This is a genomic window from Ruegeria sp. CDSA033 (genome assembly GCF_059612305.1).
In genome coordinates this window covers 35,689-61,872 of record NZ_JBXWQI010000002.1, presented here as the reverse complement: position 1 = coordinate 61,872, position 26,184 = coordinate 35,689, and the positions used below count along the sequence as shown (strand labels likewise).

The following is a 26,184-nucleotide window of genomic DNA, read 5'->3' as shown; positions in this document are numbered from 1 at the left end:
GCTATCTTTTTAATAACGCTGCATTGCGGCATGAACAAGTGGCGTGATGGGTGGTAGGTGATTCAGCGACTCGGCCCCCATTTGGCCCATATTTGCGTGCATATCCTGCCGCAAAATGTCGATGACATGGGCAGGGCCTTTGGCACCCAGGGCGGCCAGCCCATACATGAAGCCACGGCCCAGCATCACGAAATCGGCCCCTAAGGCCTTGGCACGCAAGATGTCCAGACCACCTTCGATCCCGCTGTCGAAGATCAGGGGCAGGTCGGTGGCCGCGCGGATTGCCGGCAAGGCATCGATACCGGCGGGGGCGCCGTCGAATTGTCGTCCGCCGTGATTCGATATCCAGATGGCGTCGACACCAGCCCGCTGCAATGGCTCGGCATCTTCGGGGCGCTGCACGCCTTTCACAATCAGCGGGCCATCCCAGGCATCGCGTAGCCAGTGAACATAGTCCATGTCCGGTGACGTGCGGAGCAGATACCCAACATGGGCCGTTGGCGGCAAGTTGCTGGAGTTGTCAGTATACTTGTCCAGTGTCCGCATCCGCGGCGGTCCGCTGCGCGCTATGCCAAGCGCCCATTCAGGCCGCATCGCGATCTGCGCCAAAAGGCGTGGAGTCAACCGCGGTGGATTGGTCAGCCCGGAACGTGTCTGCCGTTCGCGCCGGGATGCAACCGGGACATCTGCCGTCATCACAAGCGTAGTAAAACCAGCGTTCCGAACCCGATCCAGCAGGTCCTTCCGGATGTCCGGGTCCTTGGGCGGGTAAAGCTGAAACCACGCGTTGTCACCCAGATGCGGCGCGACGTCCTCGGGGCTTTGGCAGGCAACGTTAGATAGGGTAAATGGCAGACCGGCGCTTGCGGCAGCGCGGGCAAGATGAGCTTCGGCGTCAGGCCAAATCAGGCCTGCCATACCGATCGGGGCAACGCCGAACGGTAATGGGTAGGTCTGACCCAGGAACTCGGTCGAAGTGTCAAATTCCAATGGTCCGTGCAGGATAGACGGCAGGAAACCGACGCGGTCCAATCCATCGCGATTGCGGCGCAGCGTGGCTTCAACCCCGGTTCCGCTGTCCAGATACTCCCATACAAAATGAGGTATCCTGCGCTGGGCGCGGTGCTTCAGATCGGCAACGCCGGGAAAACGACTATGAAGGTCCATGGGGATTGATCCGACCTAAGGCGCGATTCGGCAAGGATTTTAAGCCGTTGATTTCCCACCAACGGCTTTTACCGGCTTTTTGAGCTGGGAAATCTGCTGTGCGTCAACTCCGCTGCCGGCGACCTGCACTTGATTGCGACCTTTGTCCTTTGCCGCATACAGCGCATCATCGGCGGCGCGCATCAGATCCTGCGGCATCGTGCCATGCGCCGGATAATGCGAAACCCCAACCGAGATCGTGATGCGGGGCAGGGATTTCTCACCGTAGCGAACCGAAACAGCCTCGACCGCTTGCCGCAATTGCTCAGCCCGCGTGATCGCGTCGTCCGACGTATTGTCGGGCAGGATCAGCATGAATTCTTCGCCACCAATGCGGCAGGCAACTTCATCCCGGTCGCAGCCCTGTTCCAAAGCGGCACCAACTGCACGCAACACCATGTCACCGGCATCATGCCCATGAGTGTCGTTGAACTTCTTAAAATGATCCACATCCACGGCAATCAGGCTGAGCGGTGCGCCGGTTTGCTGACTGCGGTTGATTGATTTACGCAGGGTTTCAAGCATATGCCGCCGGTTGAACAGCCCGGTCAAAGGGTCCCGGACGGACTGGTCATGCAACTGATCGCGCATCCGTACATTGGCAATCGCCATACTGATCTGTTCGGCGCTGAGCTGTGCCAGCTTTTTACTCGTATGAAACGCCTCATCTGTCCCCTCAAGGGCGCGGAGGTGCAGAAGGCCGACCGTCTCCCCATGCGCCAGAATCGGAAAGCAGAAATAGGGCCGTCCGTCATGTGGTTCGGCGTGTTCACAGACAAAGTCGATCTCGGACGCGCCGTATTCATAGGTTCGGCCACGCCGAAGCCCCCAACACCCTTCGGGATGGATGTGCGCCTTATGGGTCCCGCCATTCCAACTGGCACAGCCATCCAGGACGTCGCGCGAGTTGGAATATACGTAAACGCTGCCCTCAGCCTCGGGTAGGATATGGGTCATGAAGCGCGAGACCATATCGAACAGCTCGTCCAAGGACCGGCTGGACTGCAGCCACTCGTTCAATTCGCCCAGCAATCGGACTTCGCGGGCCAGGCGCAGTTGATCTTCCATCAGATCACGCTCTTTTGCAGATTGTTTTTGCAGGGCCCGCAGTTGCAAGCGGTTCGCCCGGTAGCTGGCAAAGGACACGGCAACAAGCGCAAGCAGGGCTATGCCACTTAGAACGGTCAAAGAAATCCTAAGCCGCGTGATGAACGTGGTGCGCAAATCGGAGATATCAGTAAAGAATTCGATGGCGCCGATGAAACGCCCATTCTTGGCCACCGGCATAAAGACTTCGGCAACATGGTGCTGCGTTGCGTTCAGGATATTGTCGGTATGCAGATCAAGCCCGTCGATCTCGGACAGTGGAACAACTTCCTGAATATAGTGAACCATTCCTCTGGCAACGTCGCTGCGAAAGAAATCACGGTTTTCAACACTGCCTACCTCTGTCGGACGAGTCGACCAGGTGACACGCCCATTCGAGTCGAGCAATTTGAAGCGGTAAACATCAGAAGCTTCGGGCATCGCGGCCAGAAATTCGGCGTCATGCGCATCAATCACGCCGGTCTTAAGCGCGGTCTCGGGGTCCTCCAGATGCAAGACGACGCGGCGCTTCCACAGCTCGGCTTGCTTGAGAATGTCGACCTTTAGCATCCTGTCGACCAGCGGCGCAGGCAATTTGTAAATTCCCCAGCCGCATCCAATTGCCAGAGAAATCAGCAATATGCTGATACCGATCCATTTCAGCCGGTGATTTACGGCCCCCCGATTATCCTGAGTCATACCTTCGCGCTCCCACAGCAATTTACTGATCATCGCGGCGGGTGTTTTACAGATGGTTAACGAAGCCGTTCTCAGTCCAAGTCGCTTGATTAGAATTGATCGTAAAGGTGTAACAAAATCTGTGCGAACAAGGCGTGAACAAACCCTTTCCCTCGGCCAACATCCAGCGTAGTTTGGAAAGATGAGCAGTTTCGACGAAATGGACGCCTTTGAGGGCGCATCCCTGTCCGCGCGTGCCATGGCCGCGCGCCCTATGCCTTATCTGGACGAGCTGAACCCGGCGCAACGTGACGCGGTCGAGAGGTTGGACGGTCCTGTCCTGATGCTGGCCGGTGCGGGCACGGGGAAGACCAAGGCGCTGACTGCGCGAATCGCGCATCTGCTTAGTACCGGGCGGGCGCGCCCGAACGAGATCTTGTCGGTGACTTTCACCAACAAGGCCGCGCGCGAGATGAAGAACCGCGTGGGCCGTTTGTTGGGGCAACCAGCCGAGGGGATGCCTTGGCTGGGCACATTCCACTCGATCTGCGTCAAGTTGCTGCGGCGTCACGCGGAACTGGTCGATCTGAAATCGAATTTCACCATTCTGGATACGGATGATCAGTTGCGGCTGCTCAAACAGCTGATTCAAGCGGCTAATATTGATGACAAACGCTGGCCTGCGCGCATGTTGGCCGGCATCATTGATGACTGGAAGAACCGCGCCCTGACGCCCGACAAGGTGCCGGCAGCCGATGCGGGGGCTTATAACCACAAAGGTCTCGAGATCTACGCTCAGTACCAAATCCGTCTGCGTGAGCTGAACGCGGTAGATTTTGGCGACCTACTGTTGCACATGGTCACGATCTTCCAGACTCATCCGGATGTGTTGGAGCAATACCAACGCTGGTTCCGCTACATTCTCGTGGACGAATACCAGGATACCAACGTCGCCCAATACCTGTGGCTGCGGCTGCTGGCCGGGGCGCACAAGAACATTTGTTGCGTGGGAGATGATGATCAGTCAATTTATGGTTGGCGAGGGGCCGAGGTGGGCAACATCCTGCGGTTTGAAAAGGATTTTCCAGGGGCTTATGTCGTTCGGTTAGAGCAGAACTATCGCTCGACCCCTCATATTCTGGCCGCTGCGTCCAATGTCATCCGTGGCAATGAAAATCGGCTGGGCAAGGAATTGTGGACCGATGCGCAAGACGGCGAAAAGGTCCGCCTGATCGGTCATTGGGATGGCGAGGAAGAGGCGCGCTGGATCGGTGAAGAGATCGATGCGATGCAAGGGGGGACGCGCGGTGCGCGGCCCTTTATTCTGGATGAAATTGCGATTCTCGTGCGGGCCAGCCATCAAATGCGGGCGTTTGAGGACCGTTTTCTGACCATCGGTCTGCCCTACAAGGTTATTGGCGGCCCGCGATTCTATGAGCGGATGGAGATCCGCGACGCGATGGCTTATTTCCGACTGGTGGTCAGCCCCGGTGACGATCTGGCATTCGAGCGGATCGTGAATACTCCGAAACGCGGGCTTGGTGACAAGGCGCAGCAGACGATTCAGATGACGGCGCGGGAAAATGGCGTGTCGCTGGTCGATGGCGCGCGGATTGCTGTCGACAATGGGCTGATCAAAGGCAAAGGCGGCAAAGCACTGCGCGAGCTTATCGACGGGTTGGCGCGCTGGAATGAAATGACACGCGGGCCGAGGATCGAGGTGGATGACGACTCGGTCGTAGATGACGAAGCAGCGCCGATGCGGTTTGGCGAGCCAGAAGTGTCACATATTGAGCTGGCGCAGATCATCCTGGACGAATCCGGCTATACGGCCCATTGGCAGAACGAGAAGACGCCCGAGGCTCCGGGGCGGTTGGAAAACCTCAAGGAATTGGTCAACCAACTGGATAATTTCGAGAATCTGCAAGGGTTTTTGGAACATGTCAGCCTGGTGATGGACAACGAGAAGGAATCGGACGGGGCAAAAGTCTCGATCATGACCCTGCACGCGGCAAAGGGGCTGGAGTTTCCGGCTGTGTTCCTGCCGGGGTGGGAGGACGGGCTGTTCCCGTCACAAAGGTCGATGGACGAATCCGGGATCAAGGGACTCGAGGAAGAACGGCGACTGGCCTATGTGGGCATCACACGCGCGGAAGAGATCTGTACGATTTCTTTTGCGGCCAATCGTCGGGTGTTTGGTCAATGGCAAAACGCGATGCCGTCGCGGTTCATTGACGAGTTGCCCGAAGATCATGTCGAAGTTCTAACACCGCCGGGGCTGTATGGCGGCGGCCAGCCGACTGCCGGTATCGAAACCCGTGCGGCCGAGGCCAATGTCTATAACTCCCCTGGTTGGCGGCGGTTGCAGGCCCGGCAGGGGCAGTATGGAACGTCCCAACCCCGCGAAAGCCGCAATACCGTGATCGACGCGACTGCGGTTGCCAGTTTCACCCTTGGCGAGCGCGTGTTTCATCAGAAATTCGGCTATGGCGCGGTGATCGGCATAGAAGGCGACAAGGTTGAGGTCGATTTCGAAAAAGCTGGATTGAAAAAAGTTGTTTCCCGCTTTCTGTCCGCCAAGGACGATGTGCCGTTTTAGGCAAACGGAATGTGCCTGACGGCACATGCTCGATCTTTTTGAAAAGCGCCCGGTTTCGACCGCGGCGCTTTTTTTTGTCTGCAAAAACAAAAACGGCGGTTCCCAGGGAGGAGGAGAGGGAACCGCCGTTCTTTTCAACATCAGGGCAGGGAGGAGGAGAGCCCCGATGTATCCGAACCCGGGTTTGATCCCGGTATGAAGAAGACGCGGCGACGTCAGGGAGGAGGAGAGACGTCGCCGCGCACTTTCAACACCGGGAAAGGGAGGAGTGCCCGGTGTGTCACGTTCCGGCGTTCAAGGCCGGTATAAAGGGCGGCGACATCAGGGAGGAGGAGATGTCGCCGCGGAAGTACAGGTCCAAAAGGGAGGAGGAAGGACCTGATCTCGGTGTTTCTGTGTCGCTTAACGCGCGACGTGTTCTTCGGCTGCTTGCTGAGCCACCTGACGGATCATCGAACGGTGAAGCCCCAGATCAGCCAGTTCGCGGTTCGACAGTCCAGACAGTTCGTTAACTGTCTGGCGATAGGCCCGATACAGCGCGAAGCGGGTCTTTGCCGCCTCGAACAGCGACGTCAGGCTAGTTGCCGGTGCGCCTTTGAGCACGGTGTTATGTGTTGCTACAGCCATTTGCTTTACTCGATGTATTCGTTGCTGCCGGTGTTGTCCGGCGCTTGCTTGAGACTGAAAATAAGCAAATGCTGCGATTGCACAATACCTGACAACGTCAATGCTGCTATGCAGCAAATGCATAGATATCAACTGGTTGTCGATGGGGGTTTGGCAAGGCCAATAAAATAAGGCCTTCAGTGAGTGCTTCCCCGAGGGAAGGTCTCAACAAGATATTCTGAAATTTCATGTTTGCGCGTCTTTTGAGCGGAGTTTGTCAATTCTTGTGCGCTTTGTGTATCTGGTGGGCCAGGCGCGGCGGATAACATGAAGATTCCGGTTCATGGGAATTCATGGGCGTTTGCTGGTATTGGCAGAATCCACATGTGGTTGAGGTTTGATATTGGGGTGATTCGTCACCCAAGTGGCTCATTTTCACTACGCCGGCCATGAATTAGCGCTCTTATGAGAATTTTTTGGGAAATTATGGGAATACTTGGGGTGAAGCGATAGGTGGCCTATTTGGTATGTTAGTTGCTCTGGCCGTCTACAATTGGTGTCGGTAGAGTGGTTTTCTTTCTGAATCGCGTTGGCTAAACTGTGATTCTGAACATGGGGCCAGAAAAATTCTTATTGATTTCCATGAATTCCCATGTCATCCCTAGTTCATCCGATGAGGACGAGGCACATGGGGCGCCAAACGACCCCGAAACAACAAAAATCAGGTTTCATACAGGCATCTCGCTTTCATCAATCAAGAGATCCGGCGCGCGGGCGAGCAGACATCCCCCCAGGTGGCGCGCGCAGCTGGACATCCCGCACAGCGGGTCAATGCGGCGGGTTGATCAGTGGCAGCAGATCAACCCGCCGTTTTTCATCTGGGGGAGTGAATTTTAAGTGGGGCGCAAGCGGAAGGGACAGTCGTCTTGGCGCGCAGGTTTAGAGGTGAAAGCCACCACAAGGTGGATACGAAGGGCAGGGTGTCGATCCCGGCCTCGTTTCGCCGTGTGCTTGAATCCTCTGACCCGAACTGGCAGCCCGGCGACACTCCTGAGCTTGTAATTGTATACGGCGACCACCGTCGCAAATTCCTGGAATGCTATACTATGCAGGCGATCGAAGAGGTCGATGCCAAGATCGATGCGCTGCCGCGCGGGTCGATGCAGCGGAAGATGTTGCAGCGCATGTTCCACGGTCAATCTTTCCCGACCACAGTGGATGAAACCGGCCGTCTGGTGCTGCCGGCCAAGCTGCGCAACAAGATCAATCTTGAAGGTGAGGCATTCTTTATCGCCGCGGGTGACACGTTCCAGATTTGGAAGCCGGAAACCTACGAATCCGAGGAACTCGCTGCGGCCGAAGAGTGGTTGGACGAACAGCCCGAGGACTTTGATCCTTTGGAGTTCCTTGACGGCACCGGGGATGCGTAACGGCATGGCCGGCGCTAACACCCCTTCCGATAAACCTCATATTCCCGTTCTGCTGCGTCCATTGCTGGCTGCTGTTGCGCCCGTGTCGGGCGTCTGGCTGGATGGAACGTTTGGCGCAGGCGGATATACAAGGGGCCTGCTGAACGCTGGCGCAGATAAGGTCATCGGCGTGGACCGTGATCCATTGGCCTTTGAAATGGCGGCGGATTGGGTCGGAGATTATGGCGACCGGCTTGTGATGCAGCCGGGTGTATTCTCGCGCATGGACGAATACGCACAGGATCTGGATGGTGTCGTTTTGGATCTGGGTGTGTCGTCGATGCAGCTCGACCTGGCGGAACGCGGATTTTCTTTCATGAAGGACGGCCCGCTCGACATGCGTATGAGTCAGGAGGGCGAAAGCGCGGCAGATTTGGTCAATACTGCGACCGAGGAACAACTGGCTGATATCCTGTATCATTATGGCGAAGAGCGTGCCAGCCGCCGCATTGCCAAGGCCATCGCCAAAGCGCGTGCGGAAGAGCCGATAACAACAACTCTGCGCCTGGTTCAGATCATCGAATCCTGTTTGCCGCGTCCCAAGCCGGGGCAGTCCCACCCTGCAACGCGCAGTTTTCAGGGCCTGCGGATCGCAGTGAATGCTGAATATGAAGAGCTGTATCAGGGTCTTATGGCTGCGGAACGTGCGTTGAAGCCGGGCGGGCAACTGGCAGTCGTAACGTTTCATTCCATCGAAGACCGGATGGTCAAACGGTTCTTTCAGTCCCGTGCGGGCAAGACGGGCCGGGCCAATCGGTATGCGCCCGAGATTGAGCAGGAGCTGCCGCAGTTCACGCTTAAGACTCGTAAGGCCGTGGGACCGGATGATCAGGAGCTGCAGGAAAATCCGCGTTCACGCTCGGCAAAGCTGCGGGTTGCAATTCGAACGGATGCGCCGTCGGGGGAAATTGATGCCCGCGCCGTTGGTATGCCGCAACTAGGGGGAAGAGCAAAATGAAGAGTGTTTTGTATGTGTTGACTGCTCTGTCCGTGTTTGGACTGGCGCTGTGGGCGTATCAGGAAAACTATCGCACGCAGCAGGTGGTGAAGGGAACGCAGAAGCTGCAGCGCGAAATTGGTATGGCGCAGGTGAAGCTGGCGGTTTTGAACGCCGAATGGGCCTATCTGAACCGCCCCGATAGGTTGCGTGAGCTTGCTGATCTGAACTTTGAACGGTTGGGCCTTTTGCCCCTGCGGGCCGAGCAATTCGGTCGCGCCGATCAGATTGCCTATGCGGAAGATCCTGACCTGCCGATTGTCGACCCGATCGAGCTGCAGGCCATCACGAACATTCAGGCGCTGGGTGAGGTGCAGATCCCATGACCCGCACGCCGCTGCGTCCTCTGGCCCGAATCCTTGACGCGCGCTCGCGCGGCGAGAATCCCAAAGCCATCGAGCGCGAAAACATCCGCAAGCGTCACGAAGACATGAAAGACCGCAGCCGCACCCGCGCTGAGGGCCGCTTGCTGGTGCTGGGTCTGTTCTTTTTCTGCGCCTTTTCGGTCGTGGGCGTCAGGATGGGCATGTTGGCCACCTCCGAAGCGCAAGAACCCGTGGCCTCGGCCCCTGGTGCAGCAATTGCGATGCAGCGGGCCAACATCGTAGACCGGGAAGGGCGCATTCTTGCGACCAATCTGGACACTTACTCGGTATATGCGCAGCCGCCGCTGATGATCGACCCGATTACTGCCGCTGATCAGCTTGTCGCGATCTTCCCCGATCTGGAAAAAGAACGCCTGGTCAAGGATTTCACTGGGAATCGCAAATTCCTGTGGATCAAAAAGCGTATCTCGCCCGAACAGAAACAAGCCGTGCACGATATCGGTGACCCAGGCATTCTGTTCGGCCCGCGTGAGATGCGGTTGTATCCGAATGGCCGTCTGGCGGCGCATATCCTAGGCGGGTCAAGCTTTGGGCGCGAAGGTGTCAGTGCTGCCGAAGTGATCGGTGTGGCCGGCGTTGAAAAGCAATTTGACGACTACCTGCGTGATCCCGCGAATGGGACTAAGCCGCTGCAGCTCTCGCTGGACCTGACCGTTCAGGCCGCGGTTGAGCAGGTGCTGTTTGGCGGCATGAAGATCATGAACGCCAAGGGGGCGTCAGCGGTTCTGATGAACGCGCATACGGGCGAGGTGATCTCGGCGGCCTCATTGCCGTCCTTCGATCCCAATGATCGCCCGCGCCCGCCGACCTCGGGGTTCGATCCATCAGATAGCCCGCTGTTCAATCGCTATGTACAGGGCGTTTACGAACTGGGATCCGTGTTTAAGATTTTCACCGCCGCGCAGGCGGTTCAGTTGGGTTTGGTGAATTCGAACACGATCATCGATACCTCGGGGCCGATGAAGATCGGCCGTTTCCCGATTGGTGAGTTCAACGGCAAGAATTACGGCAAGATCAGCGTAGCCGATGTGATCGTCCACAGCTCGAACCGGGGCACCGGGCGACTGGCGCTGCAGATCGGCGCGCAACGGCAGCAGGATTTCCTGGAATCGCTTGGTATGTTCGATCCCACCCCGTTCGAAATCGTCGAAGCCAAGGGTGGTGAGCCGCTGAAACCCAAAAAGTGGGGTGAACTGAGCACGGTGACCATCTCTTATGGTCATGGCCTGTCGACCAGCCCCATGCATCTGGCGGCGGGGTACGCGGCGATTGCCAATGGCGGGCACTATGTAAGCCCGACGATTCTGCGCAAAAATGGGCCGCAATACGGTCCTCGGGTGATGTCTGATAACGCGGCAAACCAGGCGCAGAACATGTTGCGCCGGGTGGTAACAGATGGCACCGCCAGTTTTGGCGATGTGGCAGGCTATGATGTGGCGGGTAAGACCGGCACCGCGGATAAGCCCAAGCCGCGCGGCGGATATTACGACGACAAGGTGATTGCGACCTTCGCGACGTTCTTTCCCGCCTATGACCCAAAATATGTCCTGATTGTAACGTTGGACGAACCATCCATCCTTGCCTATGGCGAAAAGCGCCGTACGGCAGGTTGGACAGCGGTTCCTGTGGCCGCAGAATTGATCGGGCGCATCGCACCTTTGCTGGGCCTGCGTCCTCGGGTTGAGCCTGAGGCCGGCGCTGCTATAACGCTGACCTCAAATTAGGCTGTCCAAACGAGGTGGGTCATGGGCGCAAGGACAAAGAAACTCAGCCAACTGGCCCTGACCGCCCGAGGCGGCGCCAATCCTGATATCACAGGGCTGGCGGTCGACAGTCGCGAAGTCAAAGACGGTTTCCTCTTTGCGGCACTTCCCGGTACACGTGTTCATGGCGGTGAGTTCATTCAATACGCTTTGCGTATGGGCGCCGCAGCCATCCTGACGGATACTGAAGGGGCAGAGATCGCAGCCGAGGAACTGGCCGCATCAGATGCGGCGTTGATCGTGCTCGAGGACCCGCGTCAGGCGCTGGCCGGGTGCGCCGCGCTGTGGTTCGGAGCGCAGCCTAAGACCATCGTTGCGGTTACTGGCACCAATGGCAAAACCTCGGTCGCGACATTTGTGCGCCAGATATGGACCGAACTTGGTCACGCCGCGGTGAACCTCGGGACCACAGGGGTCGAGGGGGCGTGGACCGCACCACTAGCCCATACAACGCCCGAACCAATCACTTTGCATCGTTGCCTGTCCAAGGCTGCAGAGAACGGAGTGACTCATGCTGCGATGGAGGCATCCTCGCACGGGTTGGAACAGCGCCGCTTGGACGGGGTACAGCTGGCTGCGGCGGGGTTTTCGAACTTCACTCAGGACCATCTGGACTACCACGAAACGTTCGAAGCGTATTTCAACGCCAAGGCAGGTCTGTTTGATCGGGTCTTGCCGCAAGACGGCACCGTTGTCGTCAACATGAGCGATCCCAAGGGGGCTCAGGTCCTCCGGATTGCCAAAAACCGGGGGCAGAAGGTTTTGACCGTTGGGCTTGGGGAAGCAGACCTGTGCCTGATGAATCAGCGGTTTGACGCAACAGGTCAGGACCTGCGGTTCTCTTGGCAGGGCAAGATATTCCAAACCCGTTTGAATCTGATCGGCGGTTTTCAGGCTGAAAATATCTTGTTGGCCTGCGGTTTGGTTATTGCTGCAGGGGAAGAGCCTGAACACGTTTTCGAAACCCTGCCGCATCTCACGACGGTTCGTGGACGCATGCAGCTGGCCGCGACGCGAGAGAACGGGGCAGCGGTTTTTGTAGATTACGCCCATACACCTGACGCAGTGGCGACCGCACTCAAGGCACTGCGTCCGCATGTGATGGGCCGCCTGATCGCCATTGTCGGCGCGGGCGGTGATCGCGATGCAACCAAGCGTCCGCTTATGGGGCAAGCTGCCGCCAACCACGCAGATGTGGTTTTTGTCACCGACGACAACCCGCGCAGCGAAGATCCGGCCACCATACGCGCCGCCGTGATGGACGGGGCACCAGAGGCCACCGAGGTCGGCGATCGGGCCGAGGCCATCTTGCGCGGGATAGACGCGCTGCAACCCGGGGACGCGCTTTTGATTGCGGGCAAGGGGCATGAAACCGGCCAGATCGTTGGCGATCAGGTTTTGCCATTTGATGATGTCGAACAGGCCAGCATCAGTGTGGCCGCACTGGACGGGAGGGTGGCATGACATTGTGGACTGCAGCCGAGGCCGCCGAGGCAACCGGTGGACGCGTCACTTCGGATTGGGCGGTCAATGGTGTGTCGATCGACACGCGTACCATCCAGCCCGCTGATCTTTTCGTCGCACTCACAGCCGCGCGGGACGGGCATGAATTTGTGGCACAGGCTTTGGAAAAAGGCGCTGGGGCAGCCTTGGTGTCGCGTATTCCCGAGGGCGTACCCGAAGATGCGCCCTTGTTGATCGTCGAAAACGTGCAGTTGGGGCTAGAGGCGCTGGGGCGCGCGGGACGTGACCGCTGCGACGCGCGGGTGCTCGGGGTGACCGGAAGCGTCGGCAAGACATCGACGAAGGAAATGCTGGCCACGATTTTGGAAACGCAAGGAAAAACTCATGCTAGCGTTGCCAGCTACAACAATCACTGGGGCGTGCCGCTGACTTTGGCGCGGATGCCGCGTGACACAGAATTCGCTGTGATCGAGATTGGTATGAACCATCCCGGTGAGATCTCTCCGCTGGCACAGCAAGCCCGCCCGCATGTGGCGCTGGTCACGACCGTGGCGGCAGTGCACCTAGAGGCGTTTGAGTCGGTGGCCGGTATTGCGCATGAAAAGGCCGCAATTTTTGACGGCCTGATCGAGGGCGGCGCGGCCATCCTGAACGCAGATATCGAGGATGCGGACATCCTGCGCGACTGTGCGCGGGATTTGGGCGCGAAAACAGTGGATTTCGGCCGCAATGGCTCCGATTACACATTGACCGATGTAACCCAAGAGGCTGACTCGGTTCATGCAAAGGCAACTGTCGCAGGGCACCCGTTTGCGTTTGACGTACAATCAGCGGGCACGCATTTCGCCATGAACGCCCTAGGGGCATTGGCTGCCTGTGTCGAATTGGGCGTCGATCTAGATCAGGCGATTGCAGGTCTCGGCGGATGGTCGCCGGTCAAGGGGCGCGGGGTGCGCGAACAGATCGCGTTGACCGACGGCGGTCGGATCGAACTGCTGGATGACAGCTATAACGCTAACCCGACGTCGATGGAGGCCGCACTGGATGTTTTGGCCGCGGCGCAAGGGCATCGTCGTATCGCTTTTCTTGGGGATATGAAGGAGTTGGGGCCGGAAGAAACTGCTATGCATGCGGCGATGGCGGATGTTTCGGCTATGCAGCGCGTGGACAAAGTGCATTGCGTCGGCCCGCTGATGAAGGCGCTGTACGATGCACTTCCGGCGGATAAACGCGGGCTTTGGTTCGAGACCAGCACCGAGATGGCGGTTCAACTGCCCGAGCTTGTTCAGGCCGGTGATACTGTGTTGGCCAAGGGATCGCTGAGCATGGCATTGGCGCAGATTGTTGACGGTTTGCGTAAAATGGGGCAAGGGGGCGCGCTTGATTGATGATCGCGCCCGCCACCTCAGTGTGAGAAAGGTTTCGTAATGCTCTATTGGTTGACCGCCCTGTCGGACGGAGGGGATTTTTTCAACCTCTTCCGCTATATTACGTTCCGCGCTGGCGGCGCCTTTTTGACTGCGCTGATTTTCGGGTTTCTCTTTGGCAAACCGCTGATCAATGTGCTGCGCAAAAAGCAGGGCAAGGGCCAGCCGATCCGGGATGACGGGCCTGAGGGACATTTTTCGAAGGCAGGTACACCGACGATGGGCGGGCTGCTGATCGTGGGCGCACTGATGACATCGACCTTGGTGTGGGCACGGTGGGACAATCCCTATGTCTGGATGGTTTTGTTTGTAACGCTGGCCTATGCCGCGATCGGGTTTGCAGATGATTACGCGAAAGTGTCGAAACAGAACACCAAGGGTGTTTCTGGAAAAATGCGTATGGCACTGGGGGTTATCATCGCAGCCCTTGCCTCGGCCTGGGCTACGCTGCACCATCCCGAGGCCCTTCAGAACCAGCTGGCGCTACCTATTTTCAAGGATACGCTGATCAATCTGGGCATGTTCTACATACCCTTCTCGATCGTCGTGATCGTAGGTGCGGCCAACGCTGTGAACCTGACCGATGGTCTGGATGGTCTGGCCATCATGCCGGCGATGATCGCAGCTTCGACGCTGGGGGTAATTGCCTATGCTGTCGGACGGGTCGACTTTACCGAATATCTGGACGTGCATTACGTGCCCGGAACAGGTGAGATTTTCGTCTTTACCTCGGCCCTGTTCGGTGCCGGTCTTGGCTTCCTTTGGTACAACGCGCCACCAGCTGCGGTGTTCATGGGCGACACCGGATCGCTGGCGCTGGGCGGTGCATTGGGTGCCATCGCGGTAGCCACCAAACACGAACTGGTACTGGCGATCGTAGGTGGTTTGTTCGTGGTCGAAGCGCTGAGCGTAATCATCCAGGTGCTGTATTTCAAACGTACTGGACGTCGGGTGTTCCTGATGGCACCGATCCATCACCACTATGAGAAAAAGGGCTGGGCAGAGCCGACGATCGTGATCCGGTTCTGGATCATCTCGCTAATCCTGGCAATGATCGGTCTGGCTACGCTGAAAGTCCGGTAACGCTCCCGTCAGGTTCGGCGAACCTGCGGTCCACCTGTCACCTGTTGGGCCCGGCTCGCGCTGACGCGCGAGCCTTTCGACACCCTTGCCATCGGTGAATTCTTCGGTGCAGTGTGGCGGCCAAATTTACGTCAATAAAAGGTGGGCAGTATGATCCCGGTCAAAGGGTTTTCAGGGCAGAAGGTTGCGGTTCTGGGGCTTGGCCGGTCGGGGCTGGCCACGGCGCGTGCCCTGCAGGCGGGTAAAGCTGAGCCTGTGTGTTGGGATGACAATCCTGCCGCTCGGGAAGTGGCCGAGGCTGAAGGGTTCGTCTGTGCCGATCTGCGCCGTCATGGAGCGTTTGACGATATCGCCACGCTGATCGTTTCGCCCGGTATTCCTCATCTCTATCCTGACCCCAATCCAATTGTGGCTGCGGCGCTTGAGGCCGGTGTCCCGGTCGATAACGACATCGGGCTGTTTTTCCGATCCTTTGCAGGGCCTGAGTGGAACAATTATGACTCTCCGCCGCGTGTGATCGCGGTGACCGGGTCGAACGGGAAATCGACCACCGCGGCTTTGATCCACCATACCCTGACCGAAGCCGGGCGCGAGGCGCAGCTGGCGGGTAATATCGGGCGTGGGGTGCTGGATATTGATCCAGGCGGCGACGGTTCGGTCGTTGTGCTGGAACTGTCCAGCTATCAGACAGAACTGGCCCGCGCCCTGACCCCGGACGTGGCCGTTTTCACCAACCTGTCGCCCGATCATCTTGACCGCCACGGCGGGATGGGGGGCTATTTCGCCGCCAAGCGTCGGTTGTTCGCCGAGGGCGGACCGGATCATGCCGTGATTGGCATTGACGAGAACGAGGGCGCGTTTCTGGCTGGTCAGCTGGCCGAAGGCCGCGCCGATGATCGGGTCATCCGCGTATCGGTTGCGCGCAAACTGACGGGGCCCGGATGGCAAGTGTTTGCCCGCAAAGGGTTCTTGTCGGAATACCGCAAGGGACGGCAAGCGGGTTCGATTGACCTGCGCGGAATCACGGGCCTTCCCGGCGCGCATAACCACCAAAACGCCTGTTCGGCTTATGCCGCCTGTCGCGCACTGGGGCTGGCACCGCGCGTGATCGAAGACGCGCTGCACAGCTATCCGGGTCTGCCGCATCGCAGCCAGATCATCGCCGAGGTAGGCGGTATTACTTATGTGAATGACTCAAAAGCCACCAATGTGGACAGCGCTCTCAAGGCGTTGAGTGCCTTCAAGAAGGTCCGCTGGATATGTGGGGGGCTAGAGAAGGAAGGCGGTGTCGCCGCTCTGAACGCAGCCGCTGATCAGGTGGTCAAAGCTTATGTCATTGGTCGCGAGGCCGCGAATTTCGCCATGCAACTAAAGGCCGATGCGCTGGTTTGTACCACCATGTCCGAGGCTGTTGAGCAAGCCATGAAAGATGCCCAGCCCGGCGAGACAGTCCTGCTTGCCCCAGCCGCGGCCAGTTTCGACCAATATGACAATTTCGAACAGCGCGGAGAGGACTTTGTAGCGGAAGTCAGGCAACGGCTTCCGGAATAGCCATTTGCAATAGACCGCCGGTTGGGCCAAGCTGCGATGCTATCAGCTTGACGCGCCATCATTATTGGTTTTGCTTGCCTGCAAATTCAACACGAGGTTATGACTATGCCATTTCGTAAGTTTTCTCTGATCCTGCCTGCCATTCTCGTTGCGGGGGCCTGCACTAACACCGGCGCCAACTATCAGCCCATCGTGGACGGCCCAATCGGACCGAACTACAACGTGGACCTTCAGCAATGCCAACAACTGGCGGCATCGCAGGCCACCGTTGACGGATCAACCGCGGGGAATGCTGCTCTTGGTGCGGCTGGTGCCGCTGCAACTACGGCGATCATTCAGGACAGCAGCGACAATCTGGGGCGCGCGGCCGTTGCCGGTGCGCTGCTGGGCGCGGGCGCGGATGCCTATTCAAAGAACCAGAACAAAGAAGTCCTGGTGCGCAACTGCATGCGCGGACGTGGCTACAACGTCGTCGGCTAACTCTGCCCGGCGATTGCAATTCCTGCGGCGTGGCCCGAGGACCACGCCCATTGGAAGTTGTAACCGCCCAGCCAGCCGGTGACATCCACCGCTTCACCAATCGCATAGAGGCCGGGGACATCCCTGGCCTCCATCGTTTTTGACGACAGGCTATCAGTGTCGATCCCGCCCAGCGTCACCTCGGCTGTACGATACCCTTCGGTGCCCGAGGGGGTAAGCTGCCAGTCGGACAGTGCTGCGATCAGTTCGGACAGCGCGGCGTCCGACTGATCGGCCAGATTGCCTGGCATGGGGATGTGATGGCTCAGGTGCTCGACCAGACGCCCGGGCAGGTGGCGCGCCAGTTCCGTGGTCAGCGCCTTGCGTCCACCGCTTTGCCGCTGATCCCGCAGCAAATCAAACAGCGGCAGATCCGGGATCAGGTTTACGCGGATCGCCTCGCCTTCGCGCCAATAGGATGACACCTGCAGAACCGATGGCCCGCTAAGCCCGCGATGAGTGAACAGAAGGGCTTCGTCAAAGCTGGTCCGGTCATTTGACAGCCGCGCGGGTAGGGATACGCCAGACAGGTCCTTGAACTTGCCATCCGAAAACGTAAACGGCACGAGTGCCGCCCGCGTTTCGGTCATCGTTAGTCCGAACTGGCGCGCAATGTCATAGGCCAGCCCGGTCGCACCCATCTTTGGGATCGACTTGCCGCCAGTGGCCAGCACAAGGTTGGTGCAATTAAGGCTATGCCGCTGCCCTTCACGTTCGAGGTCCACAGCAAATCCACCATCGGTCTTACGCACGTCTTTCAGTTCAGTTCGAACCCACAATTCGGCCCCGGCACGCTCGATCTCATCAAGCAACATCTGGATGATCTGTTTTGATGATCCGTCGCAGAACAGTTGCCCCAGCGTTTTCTCATGCCACGCGATGCCGTGTCGGCCGACCAGATCAATGAAATCCCACTGCGTGTACCGCGCCAGCGCGGATTTGCAGAAATGCGAATTCTGCGACAGGAAGTTACCCGGTCCCGCGTACATATTGGTGAAATTGCAGCGCCCACCTCCTGAGATACGAATTTTCTCTCCGGCAACTTTGGCGTGGTCGATCACCAAAACGCGCCCGCCGCAATGGGCGGCGCACATCATACCGGCTGCACCGGCACCAAGGATGATCGTGTCATAAGTCATGTGCTGCGCATGGCTTGGATTAATAGGGAAGGCAAGGGCAAGACGAAAACACGCGCCGTGTAAGTCTGTTTGGTGGTGAGTCCTTGTCCTTTTTGCCAGTTCTGGGAAAGGGAATTAAAGTGGCCGCTGAAGTCTTCGCGAAATTGGTCGCGATATCATGTGTTAGAATGCTTGCGAAAAGAATACTCATCTTGATGCACAGCACAGGAGGGCGGTTCAATGATCATGCGCATTTTCCAAGTCACAGTTCGACCGGGCAAAGAGGCGGAATTTTCAAAGTTCTTCCACGAGACTGCGATCCCATTGATGCAAAGCACCGAAGGCATTGTTCAGGTCCTGCCGGGTGCTCCGCGTTCAGATTCACCGCGTGAATTCAGTTTTGTTATGATTTGGAGCAGCCTGGACGCATTAATGGCTTTTGTTGGTGAAGATTACCAAAGTCCACATATCGATCCGGCAGAGGCCGAGTTGGTCGAATCCAGAACGATAAAGCACTACGATCTTGTCACCTAGGTGATCCGTACATCTTGGAAGAGAAAGCCCGGGTCGGATCACCGGCTTGAAGGTGTCAATTTCCCCTGTTGCCGTGTCATTCCGCTAGCCCAAACGCAAAAATGCCTGTAGACTCTCAGTCAGATCCTGAAAAACGGGACGTTAACGAGGCAGATAGTGGCGGTATCTCATGACTGAGATGGTGTATGGCGCGGTCCAGGACCAGCGCGGAGAACCGATTCTTCCGAAATGGTGGCGGACGATTGATCGCTGGACGATGTCCTGCGTTTTGATCCTTTTTGTCATCGGGCTGCTCTTGGGGCTGGCCTCATCGCCGCCGCTGGCTGGCCGCAACGGGTTTGATCCGTTCCACTATGTCGAACGGCAGGCGCTGTTCGGCGGGCTGGCGCTGATTGCGATGCTGCTGACGTCGATGATGTCGCCGACTTTGGTGCGCCGTTTGGCAGTACTTGGGTTCCTTGCCTCGTTTGTGGCGCTGGCCTTTCTGCCCGTCTTCGGAACGGATTTCGGAAAAGGGGCAGTGCGTTGGTACTCGTTGGGTTTTGCATCTCTGCAGCCGTCGGAATTTCTGAAACCCGGATTTGTTGTCGTGGCCGCGTGGCTGCTGGCTGCGTCGCAGCAGATCAACGGCCCTCCGGGTCGGTTGTGGTCATTTGCGTTGTGCATTGCGATTGTGGCGATGCTGGTTTTGCAACCTGACTTCGGCCAGGCCTGCCTGATCCTGTTTGGATGGGGTGTGATGTACTTTGTGGCCGGTGCGCCGATGCTGCTGCTGGTTGGCATGGCGGGCGTCGTTGTCCTAGGTGGTATGTTCGCCTATTCGAATTCGGAACACTTTGCCCGCCGAATTGATGGCTTTTTGAACCAGGAGGTCGACCCGACCACCCAGCTTGGCTATGCCACGAACGCCATCCGCGAAGGCGGTTTGTTTGGTGTCGGCGTGGGTGAGGGGCAGGTGAAATGGTCCTTGCCCGATGCCCATACGGATTTCATCATCGCCGTGGCGGCCGAAGAATACGGGCTGATCCTGGTGCTGATCATCATCGCGCTGTATTCACTGATCGTTGTACGCTCGCTTCTGCGGCTGATGCGCGAGCGCGATATGTTCATCCGTCTGGCCGGGACCGGTCTGGCCTGCATGTTTGGCGTTCAGGCCATGATCAACATGGGTGTGGCCGTGCGCCTGCTGCCTGCCAAGGGCATGACGCTGCCTTTTGTCAGCTATGGTGGGTCGTCGCTGATTGCGGGCGGCATCGCTGTCGGCATGTTGCTGGCCTTTACCAGAAGCCGCCCGCAGGGCGAACTTGGCGATATTCTGCGCGGAAGAGGATAATGGGGAAACCTTACCTGTTGATTGCGGCTGGCGGCACCGGGGGCCACATGTTCCCGGCGCAGGCGTTGGCCGAAGCGATGCTGAATAAAGGCTGGCGCGTGCGCCTGTCCACGGATGAGCGCGGCGCGCGCTACACTGGCGCCTTTCCGCAAACGGTCGAAATTGTCGAGGTGGCCTCTGCCACTTTCGCGCGCGGCGGGCTGGCGGCTAAGGCATTGGTCGGCCCTAGGATTGCCGGCGGTGTTAGCAGCATGGCATTCCAGATGATGCGGGACAAACCGGACGTTGTCGTGGGCTTTGGCGGATACCCGTCGATCCCGGCTTTGGGGGCCGCGACGATGTTGAAAGTTCCGCGCATGATCCACGAACAGAATGGGGTTCTGGGGCGCGTAAACCAATTGTTTGCCACGCGCGTGGCCAATGTCGCCTGCGGCGTCTGGCCGACCGATCTGCCCGAAGGGGCCAATGGCATCCACACCGGAAATCCGGTCCGCGCCGCCGTGCTTGAGCGCGAGGCCGCAGGTTACATCCCACCGGGCGACTATCCTATGTCTATTCTGGTTATGGGCGGCAGTCAGGGCGCGCGCATTCTCAGCGATATTGTCCCTGGCGCGATTGCTGCCTTGCCTGACGACCTGCGCAGCCATATCCGTGTCGCACATCAGGCCCGCGACGAAGATGGGGAACGTGTTACGGCGTTCTATGCCGAACATGGTATCCGGGCCGAGGTCAAACCTTTCTTTGACGACGTTCCGCGTCGCATGTCGGATGCACAACTTGTCATCAGCCGGTCCGGCGCATCCAGTGTGGCGGATATCTCGGTCATCGGACGTCCATCGATCCTGATCCCGTTTGCCGCAGCCGCAGGCGATCATCAGACGGCCAATGCGCGAGGATTGGTTCAGGCAGGCGGCGCGATCATGATCCCGGAAAACGCACTTGACGTTTCCGCGCTTGCAGAGCAAATCAGCGCCGTTCTGACCAACCCCGAAGCCGCCCAAAAGATGGCTCATGCCGCCCTCTCGACCGGTGCCCCCGACGCGACTGAACGTCTGACGGCCCTTGTCGAACAACTGGCGCAGAAGGAGACCACATGAATCCTGCAACCAAACTGCCGCAAGACGTAGGGTCGATTCACTTTGTGGGGATCGGCGGGATTGGGATGTCGGGCATTGCCGAGGTTTTGATGAACCTCGGTTACCGCGTGCAGGGGTCCGACCTGAAGGCGTCCAAGATCACTGATCGTCTTGCGAGCCTTGGGGCTGAGATATTTGTCGGCCAGCGTGCCGAAAACCTTGAAAACGCGGCCGTTGTCGTGGTGTCGACCGCGATCAAGCCTGGCAACCCCGAGCTGGACGGCGCCCGAGCGCAAGGTCTGCCCGTCGTTCGCCGCGCCGACATGCTGGCTGAGCTGATGCGCCTGAAATCCAACATCGCCATTGCAGGAACCCACGGCAAGACCACCACGACCACCATGATGGCCGAGCTGATGGTGGCCGGCGATTTCGATCCGACCGTCATCAATGGCGGCATCATCCACGCCTATGGTTCGAACGCACGGATGGGGCAGGGTGAATGGATGGTAGTCGAGGCCGACGAATCCGACGGTTCGTTCAACCGACTGCCCGCGACCATTGCCATTGTTACGAATATCGACCCCGAGCATATGGAGCATTGGGGTGACTTCGACCAACTGCGCGACGGGTTCTACGAGTTCGTATCAAACCTGCCATTCTACGGTCTGGCTGTGTGCTGCACGGACCACGCCGAAGTGCAGACGTTGGTTGGACGTATCACCGACCGCCGTGTCCGGACCTATGGGTTCAACGCGCAGGCCGATGTGCGCGCCTTGAACCTGGCCTACAAGGGCGGCGTGGCGCATTTCGACATCCACCTTCAGTACGAAGATAAGATGATCGAAGGCTGCACGTTGCCGATGCCCGGCGACCACAATGTCTCGAACGCGCTGTCTGCCGTGGCCGTTGCCCGCCATCTGGGTATGAAGGCCTCAGAAATCCGCGATGCGCTGGCCAACTTCGGTGGCGTCAACCGCCGCTTCACCAAGGTCGGAGAAATCGATGGCGTTACCATCATCGACGATTACGGCCACCACCCGGTTGAAATCGCAGCCGTTCTCAAGGCTGCGCGCCAGGCAAGCGAAGGCCGGGTCATCGCCGTGCACCAACCGCACCGGTACTCGCGCCTGTCCAATCTGTTTGACGATTTCTGCACCTGCTTCAATGACGCGGACGTTGTCGCCATAGCCGATGTTTTCTCTGCCGGAGAAGACCCGATCGAAGGGGCCAGCAGAGATGATCTGGTGCAAGGCCTGATCCGCCACGGTCACCGCCACGCGCGTGCATTGCTGAACGAAAACGATCTGGAGCGCCTTGTGCGCGAACAGGCCCGCCCCGGCGACATGGTCGTCTGCCTCGGCGCTGGTACGATCAGCACTTGGGCCAATGGGTTGCCTGAAAGGCTACGACAAAAACAAGCCGTTTGATGGAATGGACTCTCTAGCAGTGCAACTTTAAAGTGTGATGTTGCAGTTGCAGCAACGATCGTCTTCGGAGGGGCAGTTGGTATATTCAGTGCTTTTTGCTGGCTTGTGGGTTTTGGCCTCAACGGTCGTGGCTATGCTGCCGATGCGCCTTCAATTTCCGCCGGGCGTTGTGCTGTTCATTTCCGCACCTGCGCTGATCGTCTGGTTAGGCCATGACTTTGGCTGGTTTTTTTCGGTGCTGGCCTTTGCCGCTTTTGCATCCATGTTCCGCAACCCCATTCGTTATTACTGGCGCCGCTGGACCGGGCAGGAGGTCGAGGAATGAATTGGTCGATCGCCCTTGCTGCGCTTTGGGGAATTTCGGCAAATGTGCTGGCGATGATCCCCAGCAAGGACAACCACTGGACGCGCGCCTATGTTTTGATCGCTGTGGGGATTCCGATACTGGGTTACGTCACCTTGCAAAACGGCCCATGGATTGGACTGATCGTTTTGGCCGCAGGAATGTCGGTGCTGCGTTGGCCGGTGATCTATTTGGGGCGGTGGGTACGGCGGGTGGGGCGCAGTTTTGAATGACAGCTGCATTAATCGCCTTATGTTTCCTGAGTATTGTTTCTTTTCTTGCCACTACAACCGTCGCCCATTTGTTGTTTAGGGGCGGATTTGCGTGGATCGTGATTGTGGCAATCGTAGTATCAGCTACGAGCATCGCATATCTCTTCCCCTCTGGTAACGACGGCCCGCCAGAAGACGCTGATTTTTGGGCGGTCATTTTGACGTGGTCATTGGCATTTCCCGCTCTGGCGGGAGCCATCTTAGGCGGGTTGATTGGTGCCCTTAAGAAGATGCGGGATATTCGTTGATCATTGTTTGTTCGAAGGATGACATCCACGAAAGCCAGCTATAGAAGGGGCCGATGACACTTACTTCATTCCCGGTTCGCGGTAGACTCACCGAGCAGAGATCCCTTAATGATCTGACATGGCTGCGCGTTGGCGGTCCGGCGGATTATCTGTTCCAGCCAGCTGACATAGAAGACTTACAGAGTTTCCTGAGTGGGTTACCCGCAGATATTTCGGTTTTCCCGATGGGGGTCGGGTCAAACCTGATTGTGCGTGATGGCGGTCTGCGCGCGGTTGTGATCCGATTGGGGCGCGGGTTCAATGCTATCTCGGTAAAGGGAAACATCGTTACCGCCGGAGCAGCTGCGTTGGATGCGCATGTGGCGCGCAAGGCGGCGGATGAGGGCGTGGACTTGACCTTTTTGCGTACCATCCCGGGCTCAATTGGCGGTGCGGTGCGGATGAACGCAGGGTGTTATGGCAGCTACACGGCGGACGTGCTGCGCAAGGCGACCATTGTTACCCGGCAGGGAGAGCTTGTGGAACTGACTCCGGAAGACCTGAATTTTCGTTACCGCCAGTCCGATCTGCCCGAAGGCGCGGTGCTGATCTCGAGCACTTTCGAAGGTCCATCCGGCGATCCGGAAGAGCTGCACGCCCGGATGTCCGCGCAGTTGCAAAAACGCGACGAAACACAGCCGACCAAAGACCGCAGCGCCGGGTCAACCTTCCGCAACCCGGCAGGGTTTTCTTCGACCGGGCGGGCGGATGATGTGCACGACCTCAAGGCATGGAAGGTCATTGACGATGCGGGCATGCGCGGCGCGGCGCGCGGCGGCGCACAGATGAGCGAAAAGCACTCGAATTTCCTGATCAATACCGGTGATGCCTCTGCCGCGGACCTCGAAGGTCTGGGCGAAGAGGTGCGAAAAAAGGTTTACGAAACAAGCGGCATCACGCTAGAGTGGGAAATCATGCGGGTCGGTGATCCGTTGACAGAATAAAGCCCTGACCGTCAGACCATAACAGGCAAATTAAGGCGACGGATCAAGGAGATAAACGCAGTACGGACCACCACATAAGGTCCGGGGACATTGAGGCGCACGTTGGGTATGTCGAGCAGGACAAACCCCAAAGTGGCGGTATTGATGGGTGGACCCTCGAAGGAACGCGAGGTGTCTCTCAGCTCTGGGCGCGAATGCGCGGCCGCCCTTGTGGGAGAAGGCTTTGAAGTAGTTGAGCTGGACGCTGGTCCTGACCTCTATGCGCGCCTTTTGGAAATCAAACCAGACGTTGTGTTTAACGCCCTGCATGGCCGCTGGGGCGAGGATGGCTGCGTTCAGGGTCTGCTGGAATGGATGCGCATTCCGTACACGCACTCTGGTGTTCTGGCCTCGGCGCTGGCGATGGACAAGCAGCGCAGCAAAGAGGTGTTTGAGGCCGAGGGCCTGCCCGTTGTTGCCAGCGTGATCGTACCTAAGGTTGAGGTGGTTAAGGTTCACGTGATGGAGCCCCCTTACGTGGCCAAGCCCAACAACGAAGGCTCCAGCGTTGGGATCTACATCGTGCATGAAGGGTCCAATGGCCCTCCGCAACTGTCGGATGAAATGCCCGATCAGGTGATGGTCGAGAAATACATTGCAGGGCGCGAGCTGACCGTAACGGTGATGAACGACAAGGCCGTAACGGTTACCGAGATCATGACCGATGGCGGTTGGTACGATTATGACGCCAAGTATAAGCCCGGCGGATCGTGGCATGTTTTGCCCGCTGACGTACCGACCGAGATTTTTGACCTGTGCATGGACTACGCATTGCGCGCTCATTCTGCACTGGGATGCAAGGGCGTAAGCCGTACGGATTTCCGCTGGGATGACAGTATGGGTGCCGATGGGCTTTTCCTGCTCGAGACCAATACTCAGCCCGGCATGACGCCGACGTCGCTGGTGCCTGAACAGGCCGCGCATATGGGTATGAGTTTCGGGCAGCTTTGCGCCTGGATGGTGGAGGACGCATCATGCGACCGCTAAGAGCCACCCGAGCGCCTGTGGTTCACCGCCCCAAGCAACTGACCGGTCCCGATGCTGATTTCGAATCCGGCGCACATACCGGAGCCGAACCCAAATTGCGGCTGCGTGGGATGTTTGGTGGCAAGGGCGATCGCCTCGACCCAGCCCCGTCTCGTCTCAGCTACCGCTTGCAACGCTGGATGCTAACGCGGGGCGTTCGGCGTAGCCTGAAGTTTGGCCTGCCGGTGCTTGCGGTTTGCGCCGCAATTGGCATCTATTTCGGCTCGCAGGAACGCCGTGATGCGGTGGTGGCCTATGTCATCGACATCAAGACCTCGATCCAGCAACGGCCAGAGTTCATGGTCAATCTGATGGCCATTGACGGGGCAGGGACCAACCTGTCCGAGGATATTCGTGAGGTCGTACCGCTGGATTTCCCCGTCAGTTCCTGGGACCTGGACGTTGAGCAAATTCGCGACACGATCACAGGGCTGAACCCTGTCAAATCCGCCACCGTGCGGGTGCGCCCCGGCGGTATTCTGCAGGTGGATGTGGTCGAGCGTCAGCCCGTCATCGTCTGGCGTACGCGCCATGGGATCGAATTGCTGGATGAGACCGGCGCCCATGTGGAACGCATCGCGTCGCGCAAGGATCACTCTAATTTACCTCTGATCGCGGGCAAAGGTGCAGACGGTCACGTAGGTGAGGCCCTTGAATTGCTGACAACCGCCCGCAGCCTGGGCAGCCGTGTGCGCGGGCTGGTCCGGATTGGTGAGCGTCGCTGGGACCTGGTTATGGACCGCGGCCAGCGCATCATGTTGCCGACCGAGCGCCCCGTACGCGCGTTGGAACGCGTTCTGGCCGTGAATGAAGTGCAGGACCTTTTGGAACGTGACGTGGCGGTGGTCGACATGCGCCTTGGGCAACGTCCGACAATAAGAATGACCAAAGCTGCCAGCGAAGACTGGTGGAATACAAAAGTGACAGTGGGTAGCGAGCAGTAACGACCAT

At 58.3% G+C, this 26,184-nt stretch carries 25 protein-coding genes; 21 read left to right on the top strand and 4 right to left on the bottom strand.

Annotated elements, in window-relative coordinates; translation table 11 throughout:
- Positions 1-9: 9 nt before the first annotated feature.
- Positions 10-1,167: an alpha-hydroxy acid oxidase gene (locus tag AC2FLA_RS03545; protein WP_496720561.1), complete on the bottom strand. Its 1,158-nt coding sequence runs from the start codon at positions 1,165-1,167 to the stop codon at positions 10-12.
- Between the two features lie 39 nt (positions 1,168-1,206).
- On the bottom strand, positions 1,207-2,991 hold the full coding sequence (locus tag AC2FLA_RS03540) for a sensor domain-containing diguanylate cyclase (RefSeq protein WP_496720958.1): 1,785 nt from the start codon (positions 2,989-2,991) through the stop codon (positions 1,207-1,209).
- A 181-nt stretch (positions 2,992-3,172) separates the two neighbouring features.
- Here AC2FLA_RS03540 and AC2FLA_RS03535 point away from each other — a divergent pair, with 181 nt between their 5' ends.
- Together AC2FLA_RS03535 and AC2FLA_RS03530 are read left to right on the top strand one after the other, a co-directional pair.
- A complete protein-coding gene (locus AC2FLA_RS03535) occupies positions 3,173-5,569 on the top strand; it encodes an ATP-dependent helicase (protein ID WP_496720559.1) in 2,397 nt (798 codons plus the stop codon).
- A gap of 25 nt (positions 5,570-5,594) precedes the next feature.
- Positions 5,595-5,768, top strand: a complete 174-nt coding sequence (locus tag AC2FLA_RS03530; RefSeq protein ID WP_496720557.1) for a hypothetical protein — start codon at positions 5,595-5,597, stop codon at positions 5,766-5,768.
- A 203-nt stretch (positions 5,769-5,971) separates the two neighbouring features.
- Here the strand turns inward: AC2FLA_RS03530 and AC2FLA_RS03525 are convergent, their stop codons facing one another.
- Positions 5,972-6,196 carry a DUF1127 domain-containing protein gene (locus tag AC2FLA_RS03525; protein WP_496720555.1) on the bottom strand — a complete coding sequence of 75 codons (225 nt, stop codon included), beginning with the start codon at positions 6,194-6,196 and terminating at the stop codon, positions 5,972-5,974.
- Positions 6,197-7,101: 905 nt separating this feature from the next.
- Between AC2FLA_RS03525 and mraZ the strand changes: the two genes are divergently transcribed.
- From mraZ to AC2FLA_RS03480, 9 genes are all read left to right on the top strand, one after another.
- The gene (gene mraZ, locus AC2FLA_RS03520) at positions 7,102-7,605 is read left to right on the top strand and encodes a division/cell wall cluster transcriptional repressor MraZ (RefSeq protein WP_496720553.1); all 504 of its coding nucleotides are present in this window, start codon (positions 7,102-7,104) and stop codon (positions 7,603-7,605) included.
- A gap of 4 nt (positions 7,606-7,609) precedes the next feature.
- Entirely contained in the window at positions 7,610-8,602 is a 993-nt protein-coding gene (gene rsmH / locus AC2FLA_RS03515) for a 16S rRNA (cytosine(1402)-N(4))-methyltransferase RsmH (RefSeq protein WP_496720551.1), read from the top strand.
- The gene (gene ftsL / locus AC2FLA_RS03510) at positions 8,599-8,967 is read left to right on the top strand and encodes a cell division protein FtsL (RefSeq protein WP_496720549.1); all 369 of its coding nucleotides are present in this window, start codon (positions 8,599-8,601) and stop codon (positions 8,965-8,967) included. Before rsmH ends, ftsL begins: the two co-directional genes overlap by 4 nt.
- Positions 8,964-10,751, top strand: a complete 1,788-nt coding sequence (locus AC2FLA_RS03505; RefSeq protein WP_496720548.1) for a peptidoglycan D,D-transpeptidase FtsI family protein — start codon at positions 8,964-8,966, stop codon at positions 10,749-10,751. The genes ftsL and AC2FLA_RS03505 overlap by 4 nt, the downstream gene beginning before the upstream one ends.
- A gap of 21 nt (positions 10,752-10,772) precedes the next feature.
- A complete protein-coding gene (locus AC2FLA_RS03500) occupies positions 10,773-12,254 on the top strand; it encodes a UDP-N-acetylmuramoyl-L-alanyl-D-glutamate--2,6-diaminopimelate ligase (RefSeq protein WP_496720546.1) in 1,482 nt (493 codons plus the stop codon).
- Positions 12,251-13,642 (top strand): UDP-N-acetylmuramoyl-tripeptide--D-alanyl-D-alanine ligase, encoded by a 1,392-nt coding sequence (locus AC2FLA_RS03495; protein WP_496720544.1) that lies wholly within the window; start codon positions 12,251-12,253, stop codon positions 13,640-13,642. Before AC2FLA_RS03500 ends, AC2FLA_RS03495 begins: the two co-directional genes overlap by 4 nt.
- A gap of 39 nt (positions 13,643-13,681) precedes the next feature.
- Complete coding sequence (gene mraY / locus AC2FLA_RS03490; RefSeq protein WP_496720542.1) at positions 13,682-14,764, top strand: phospho-N-acetylmuramoyl-pentapeptide-transferase; 1,083 nt, start codon at positions 13,682-13,684, stop codon at positions 14,762-14,764.
- 150 nt (positions 14,765-14,914) lie between these two features.
- Positions 14,915-16,315, top strand: a complete 1,401-nt coding sequence (gene murD, locus AC2FLA_RS03485; protein WP_496720540.1) for a UDP-N-acetylmuramoyl-L-alanine--D-glutamate ligase — start codon at positions 14,915-14,917, stop codon at positions 16,313-16,315.
- Positions 16,316-16,420: 105 nt separating this feature from the next.
- Positions 16,421-16,795, top strand: a complete 375-nt coding sequence (locus tag AC2FLA_RS03480; RefSeq protein WP_282151615.1) for a glycine zipper family protein — start codon at positions 16,421-16,423, stop codon at positions 16,793-16,795.
- Here the strand turns inward: AC2FLA_RS03480 and AC2FLA_RS03475 are convergent.
- Positions 16,792-17,973, bottom strand: a complete 1,182-nt coding sequence (locus AC2FLA_RS03475) for a BaiN/RdsA family NAD(P)/FAD-dependent oxidoreductase (RefSeq protein WP_496720538.1) — start codon at positions 17,971-17,973, stop codon at positions 16,792-16,794. The two genes, AC2FLA_RS03480 and AC2FLA_RS03475, sit on opposite strands and share 4 nt — an antisense overlap.
- A gap of 219 nt (positions 17,974-18,192) precedes the next feature.
- On the opposite strand from AC2FLA_RS03475, the gene AC2FLA_RS03470 reads away from it, so the two are divergent.
- From AC2FLA_RS03470 to AC2FLA_RS03425, 10 genes are all read left to right on the top strand, one after another.
- Positions 18,193-18,486: an antibiotic biosynthesis monooxygenase family protein gene (locus AC2FLA_RS03470; RefSeq protein ID WP_496720536.1), complete on the top strand. Its 294-nt coding sequence runs from the start codon at positions 18,193-18,195 to the stop codon at positions 18,484-18,486.
- 169 nt (positions 18,487-18,655) lie between these two features.
- Complete coding sequence (gene ftsW, locus AC2FLA_RS03465; RefSeq protein ID WP_058279575.1) at positions 18,656-19,819, top strand: putative lipid II flippase FtsW; 1,164 nt, start codon at positions 18,656-18,658, stop codon at positions 19,817-19,819.
- On the top strand, positions 19,819-20,916 hold the full coding sequence (locus AC2FLA_RS03460; protein WP_496720534.1) for a UDP-N-acetylglucosamine--N-acetylmuramyl-(pentapeptide) pyrophosphoryl-undecaprenol N-acetylglucosamine transferase: 1,098 nt from the start codon (positions 19,819-19,821) through the stop codon (positions 20,914-20,916). The genes ftsW and AC2FLA_RS03460 overlap by 1 nt, the downstream gene beginning before the upstream one ends.
- On the top strand, positions 20,913-22,322 hold the full coding sequence (gene murC, locus AC2FLA_RS03455) for a UDP-N-acetylmuramate--L-alanine ligase (protein ID WP_496720532.1): 1,410 nt from the start codon (positions 20,913-20,915) through the stop codon (positions 22,320-22,322). Before AC2FLA_RS03460 ends, murC begins: the two co-directional genes overlap by 4 nt.
- Before the next feature lie 37 nt (positions 22,323-22,359).
- Complete coding sequence (locus tag AC2FLA_RS03450; RefSeq protein ID WP_348774510.1) at positions 22,360-22,647, top strand: DUF2484 family protein; 288 nt, start codon at positions 22,360-22,362, stop codon at positions 22,645-22,647.
- The gene (locus tag AC2FLA_RS03445) at positions 22,644-22,898 is read left to right on the top strand and encodes a DUF2484 family protein (protein WP_496720530.1); all 255 of its coding nucleotides are present in this window, start codon (positions 22,644-22,646) and stop codon (positions 22,896-22,898) included. The genes AC2FLA_RS03450 and AC2FLA_RS03445 overlap by 4 nt, the downstream gene beginning before the upstream one ends.
- Positions 22,895-23,185 (top strand): hypothetical protein, encoded by a 291-nt coding sequence (locus tag AC2FLA_RS03440; protein WP_496720528.1) that lies wholly within the window; start codon positions 22,895-22,897, stop codon positions 23,183-23,185. The genes AC2FLA_RS03445 and AC2FLA_RS03440 overlap by 4 nt, the downstream gene beginning before the upstream one ends.
- A gap of 53 nt (positions 23,186-23,238) precedes the next feature.
- Complete coding sequence (gene murB, locus AC2FLA_RS03435) at positions 23,239-24,168, top strand: UDP-N-acetylmuramate dehydrogenase (protein WP_496720526.1); 930 nt, start codon at positions 23,239-23,241, stop codon at positions 24,166-24,168.
- Positions 24,169-24,276: 108 nt separating this feature from the next.
- The gene (locus AC2FLA_RS03430) at positions 24,277-25,194 is read left to right on the top strand and encodes a D-alanine--D-alanine ligase (protein WP_496720524.1); all 918 of its coding nucleotides are present in this window, start codon (positions 24,277-24,279) and stop codon (positions 25,192-25,194) included.
- A complete protein-coding gene (locus AC2FLA_RS03425) occupies positions 25,182-26,177 on the top strand; it encodes a cell division protein FtsQ/DivIB (RefSeq protein ID WP_496720522.1) in 996 nt (331 codons plus the stop codon). Before AC2FLA_RS03430 ends, AC2FLA_RS03425 begins: the two co-directional genes overlap by 13 nt.
- The last annotated feature ends 7 nt before the right edge of the window (positions 26,178-26,184 follow it).

Coding starts and splice junctions, on each gene's coding strand:
- AC2FLA_RS03430 (WP_496720524.1), top strand. CDS start 24,277: ATGTCGAGCAGGACAAACCCCAAAGTGGCGGTATTGATGGGTGGACCC.
- AC2FLA_RS03475 (WP_496720538.1), bottom strand. CDS start 17,973: ATGACTTATGACACGATCATCCTTGGTGCCGGTGCAGCCGGTATGATG.
- rsmH (WP_496720551.1), top strand. CDS start 7,610: ATGGCCGGCGCTAACACCCCTTCCGATAAACCTCATATTCCCGTTCTG.
- AC2FLA_RS03540 (WP_496720958.1), bottom strand. CDS start 2,991: ATGACTCAGGATAATCGGGGGGCCGTAAATCACCGGCTGAAATGGATC.
- AC2FLA_RS03445 (WP_496720530.1), top strand. CDS start 22,644: ATGAATTGGTCGATCGCCCTTGCTGCGCTTTGGGGAATTTCGGCAAAT.
- AC2FLA_RS03470 (WP_496720536.1), top strand. CDS start 18,193: ATGATCATGCGCATTTTCCAAGTCACAGTTCGACCGGGCAAAGAGGCG.
- AC2FLA_RS03480 (WP_282151615.1), top strand. CDS start 16,421: ATGCCATTTCGTAAGTTTTCTCTGATCCTGCCTGCCATTCTCGTTGCG.
- AC2FLA_RS03495 (WP_496720544.1), top strand. CDS start 12,251: ATGACATTGTGGACTGCAGCCGAGGCCGCCGAGGCAACCGGTGGACGC.
- AC2FLA_RS03460 (WP_496720534.1), top strand. CDS start 19,819: ATGGGGAAACCTTACCTGTTGATTGCGGCTGGCGGCACCGGGGGCCAC.
- AC2FLA_RS03505 (WP_496720548.1), top strand. CDS start 8,964: ATGACCCGCACGCCGCTGCGTCCTCTGGCCCGAATCCTTGACGCGCGC.
- AC2FLA_RS03535 (WP_496720559.1), top strand. CDS start 3,173: ATGAGCAGTTTCGACGAAATGGACGCCTTTGAGGGCGCATCCCTGTCC.
- AC2FLA_RS03425 (WP_496720522.1), top strand. CDS start 25,182: ATGCGACCGCTAAGAGCCACCCGAGCGCCTGTGGTTCACCGCCCCAAG.
- AC2FLA_RS03545 (WP_496720561.1), bottom strand. CDS start 1,167: ATGGACCTTCATAGTCGTTTTCCCGGCGTTGCCGATCTGAAGCACCGC.
- ftsL (WP_496720549.1), top strand. CDS start 8,599: ATGAAGAGTGTTTTGTATGTGTTGACTGCTCTGTCCGTGTTTGGACTG.
- murD (WP_496720540.1), top strand. CDS start 14,915: ATGATCCCGGTCAAAGGGTTTTCAGGGCAGAAGGTTGCGGTTCTGGGG.
- AC2FLA_RS03525 (WP_496720555.1), bottom strand. CDS start 6,196: ATGGCTGTAGCAACACATAACACCGTGCTCAAAGGCGCACCGGCAACT.
- murB (WP_496720526.1), top strand. CDS start 23,239: ATGACACTTACTTCATTCCCGGTTCGCGGTAGACTCACCGAGCAGAGA.
- murC (WP_496720532.1), top strand. CDS start 20,913: ATGAATCCTGCAACCAAACTGCCGCAAGACGTAGGGTCGATTCACTTT.
- AC2FLA_RS03500 (WP_496720546.1), top strand. CDS start 10,773: ATGGGCGCAAGGACAAAGAAACTCAGCCAACTGGCCCTGACCGCCCGA.
- AC2FLA_RS03530 (WP_496720557.1), top strand. CDS start 5,595: ATGCTCGATCTTTTTGAAAAGCGCCCGGTTTCGACCGCGGCGCTTTTT.
- ftsW (WP_058279575.1), top strand. CDS start 18,656: ATGACTGAGATGGTGTATGGCGCGGTCCAGGACCAGCGCGGAGAACCG.
- mraY (WP_496720542.1), top strand. CDS start 13,682: ATGCTCTATTGGTTGACCGCCCTGTCGGACGGAGGGGATTTTTTCAAC.
- AC2FLA_RS03450 (WP_348774510.1), top strand. CDS start 22,360: ATGTTGCAGTTGCAGCAACGATCGTCTTCGGAGGGGCAGTTGGTATAT.
- AC2FLA_RS03440 (WP_496720528.1), top strand. CDS start 22,895: ATGACAGCTGCATTAATCGCCTTATGTTTCCTGAGTATTGTTTCTTTT.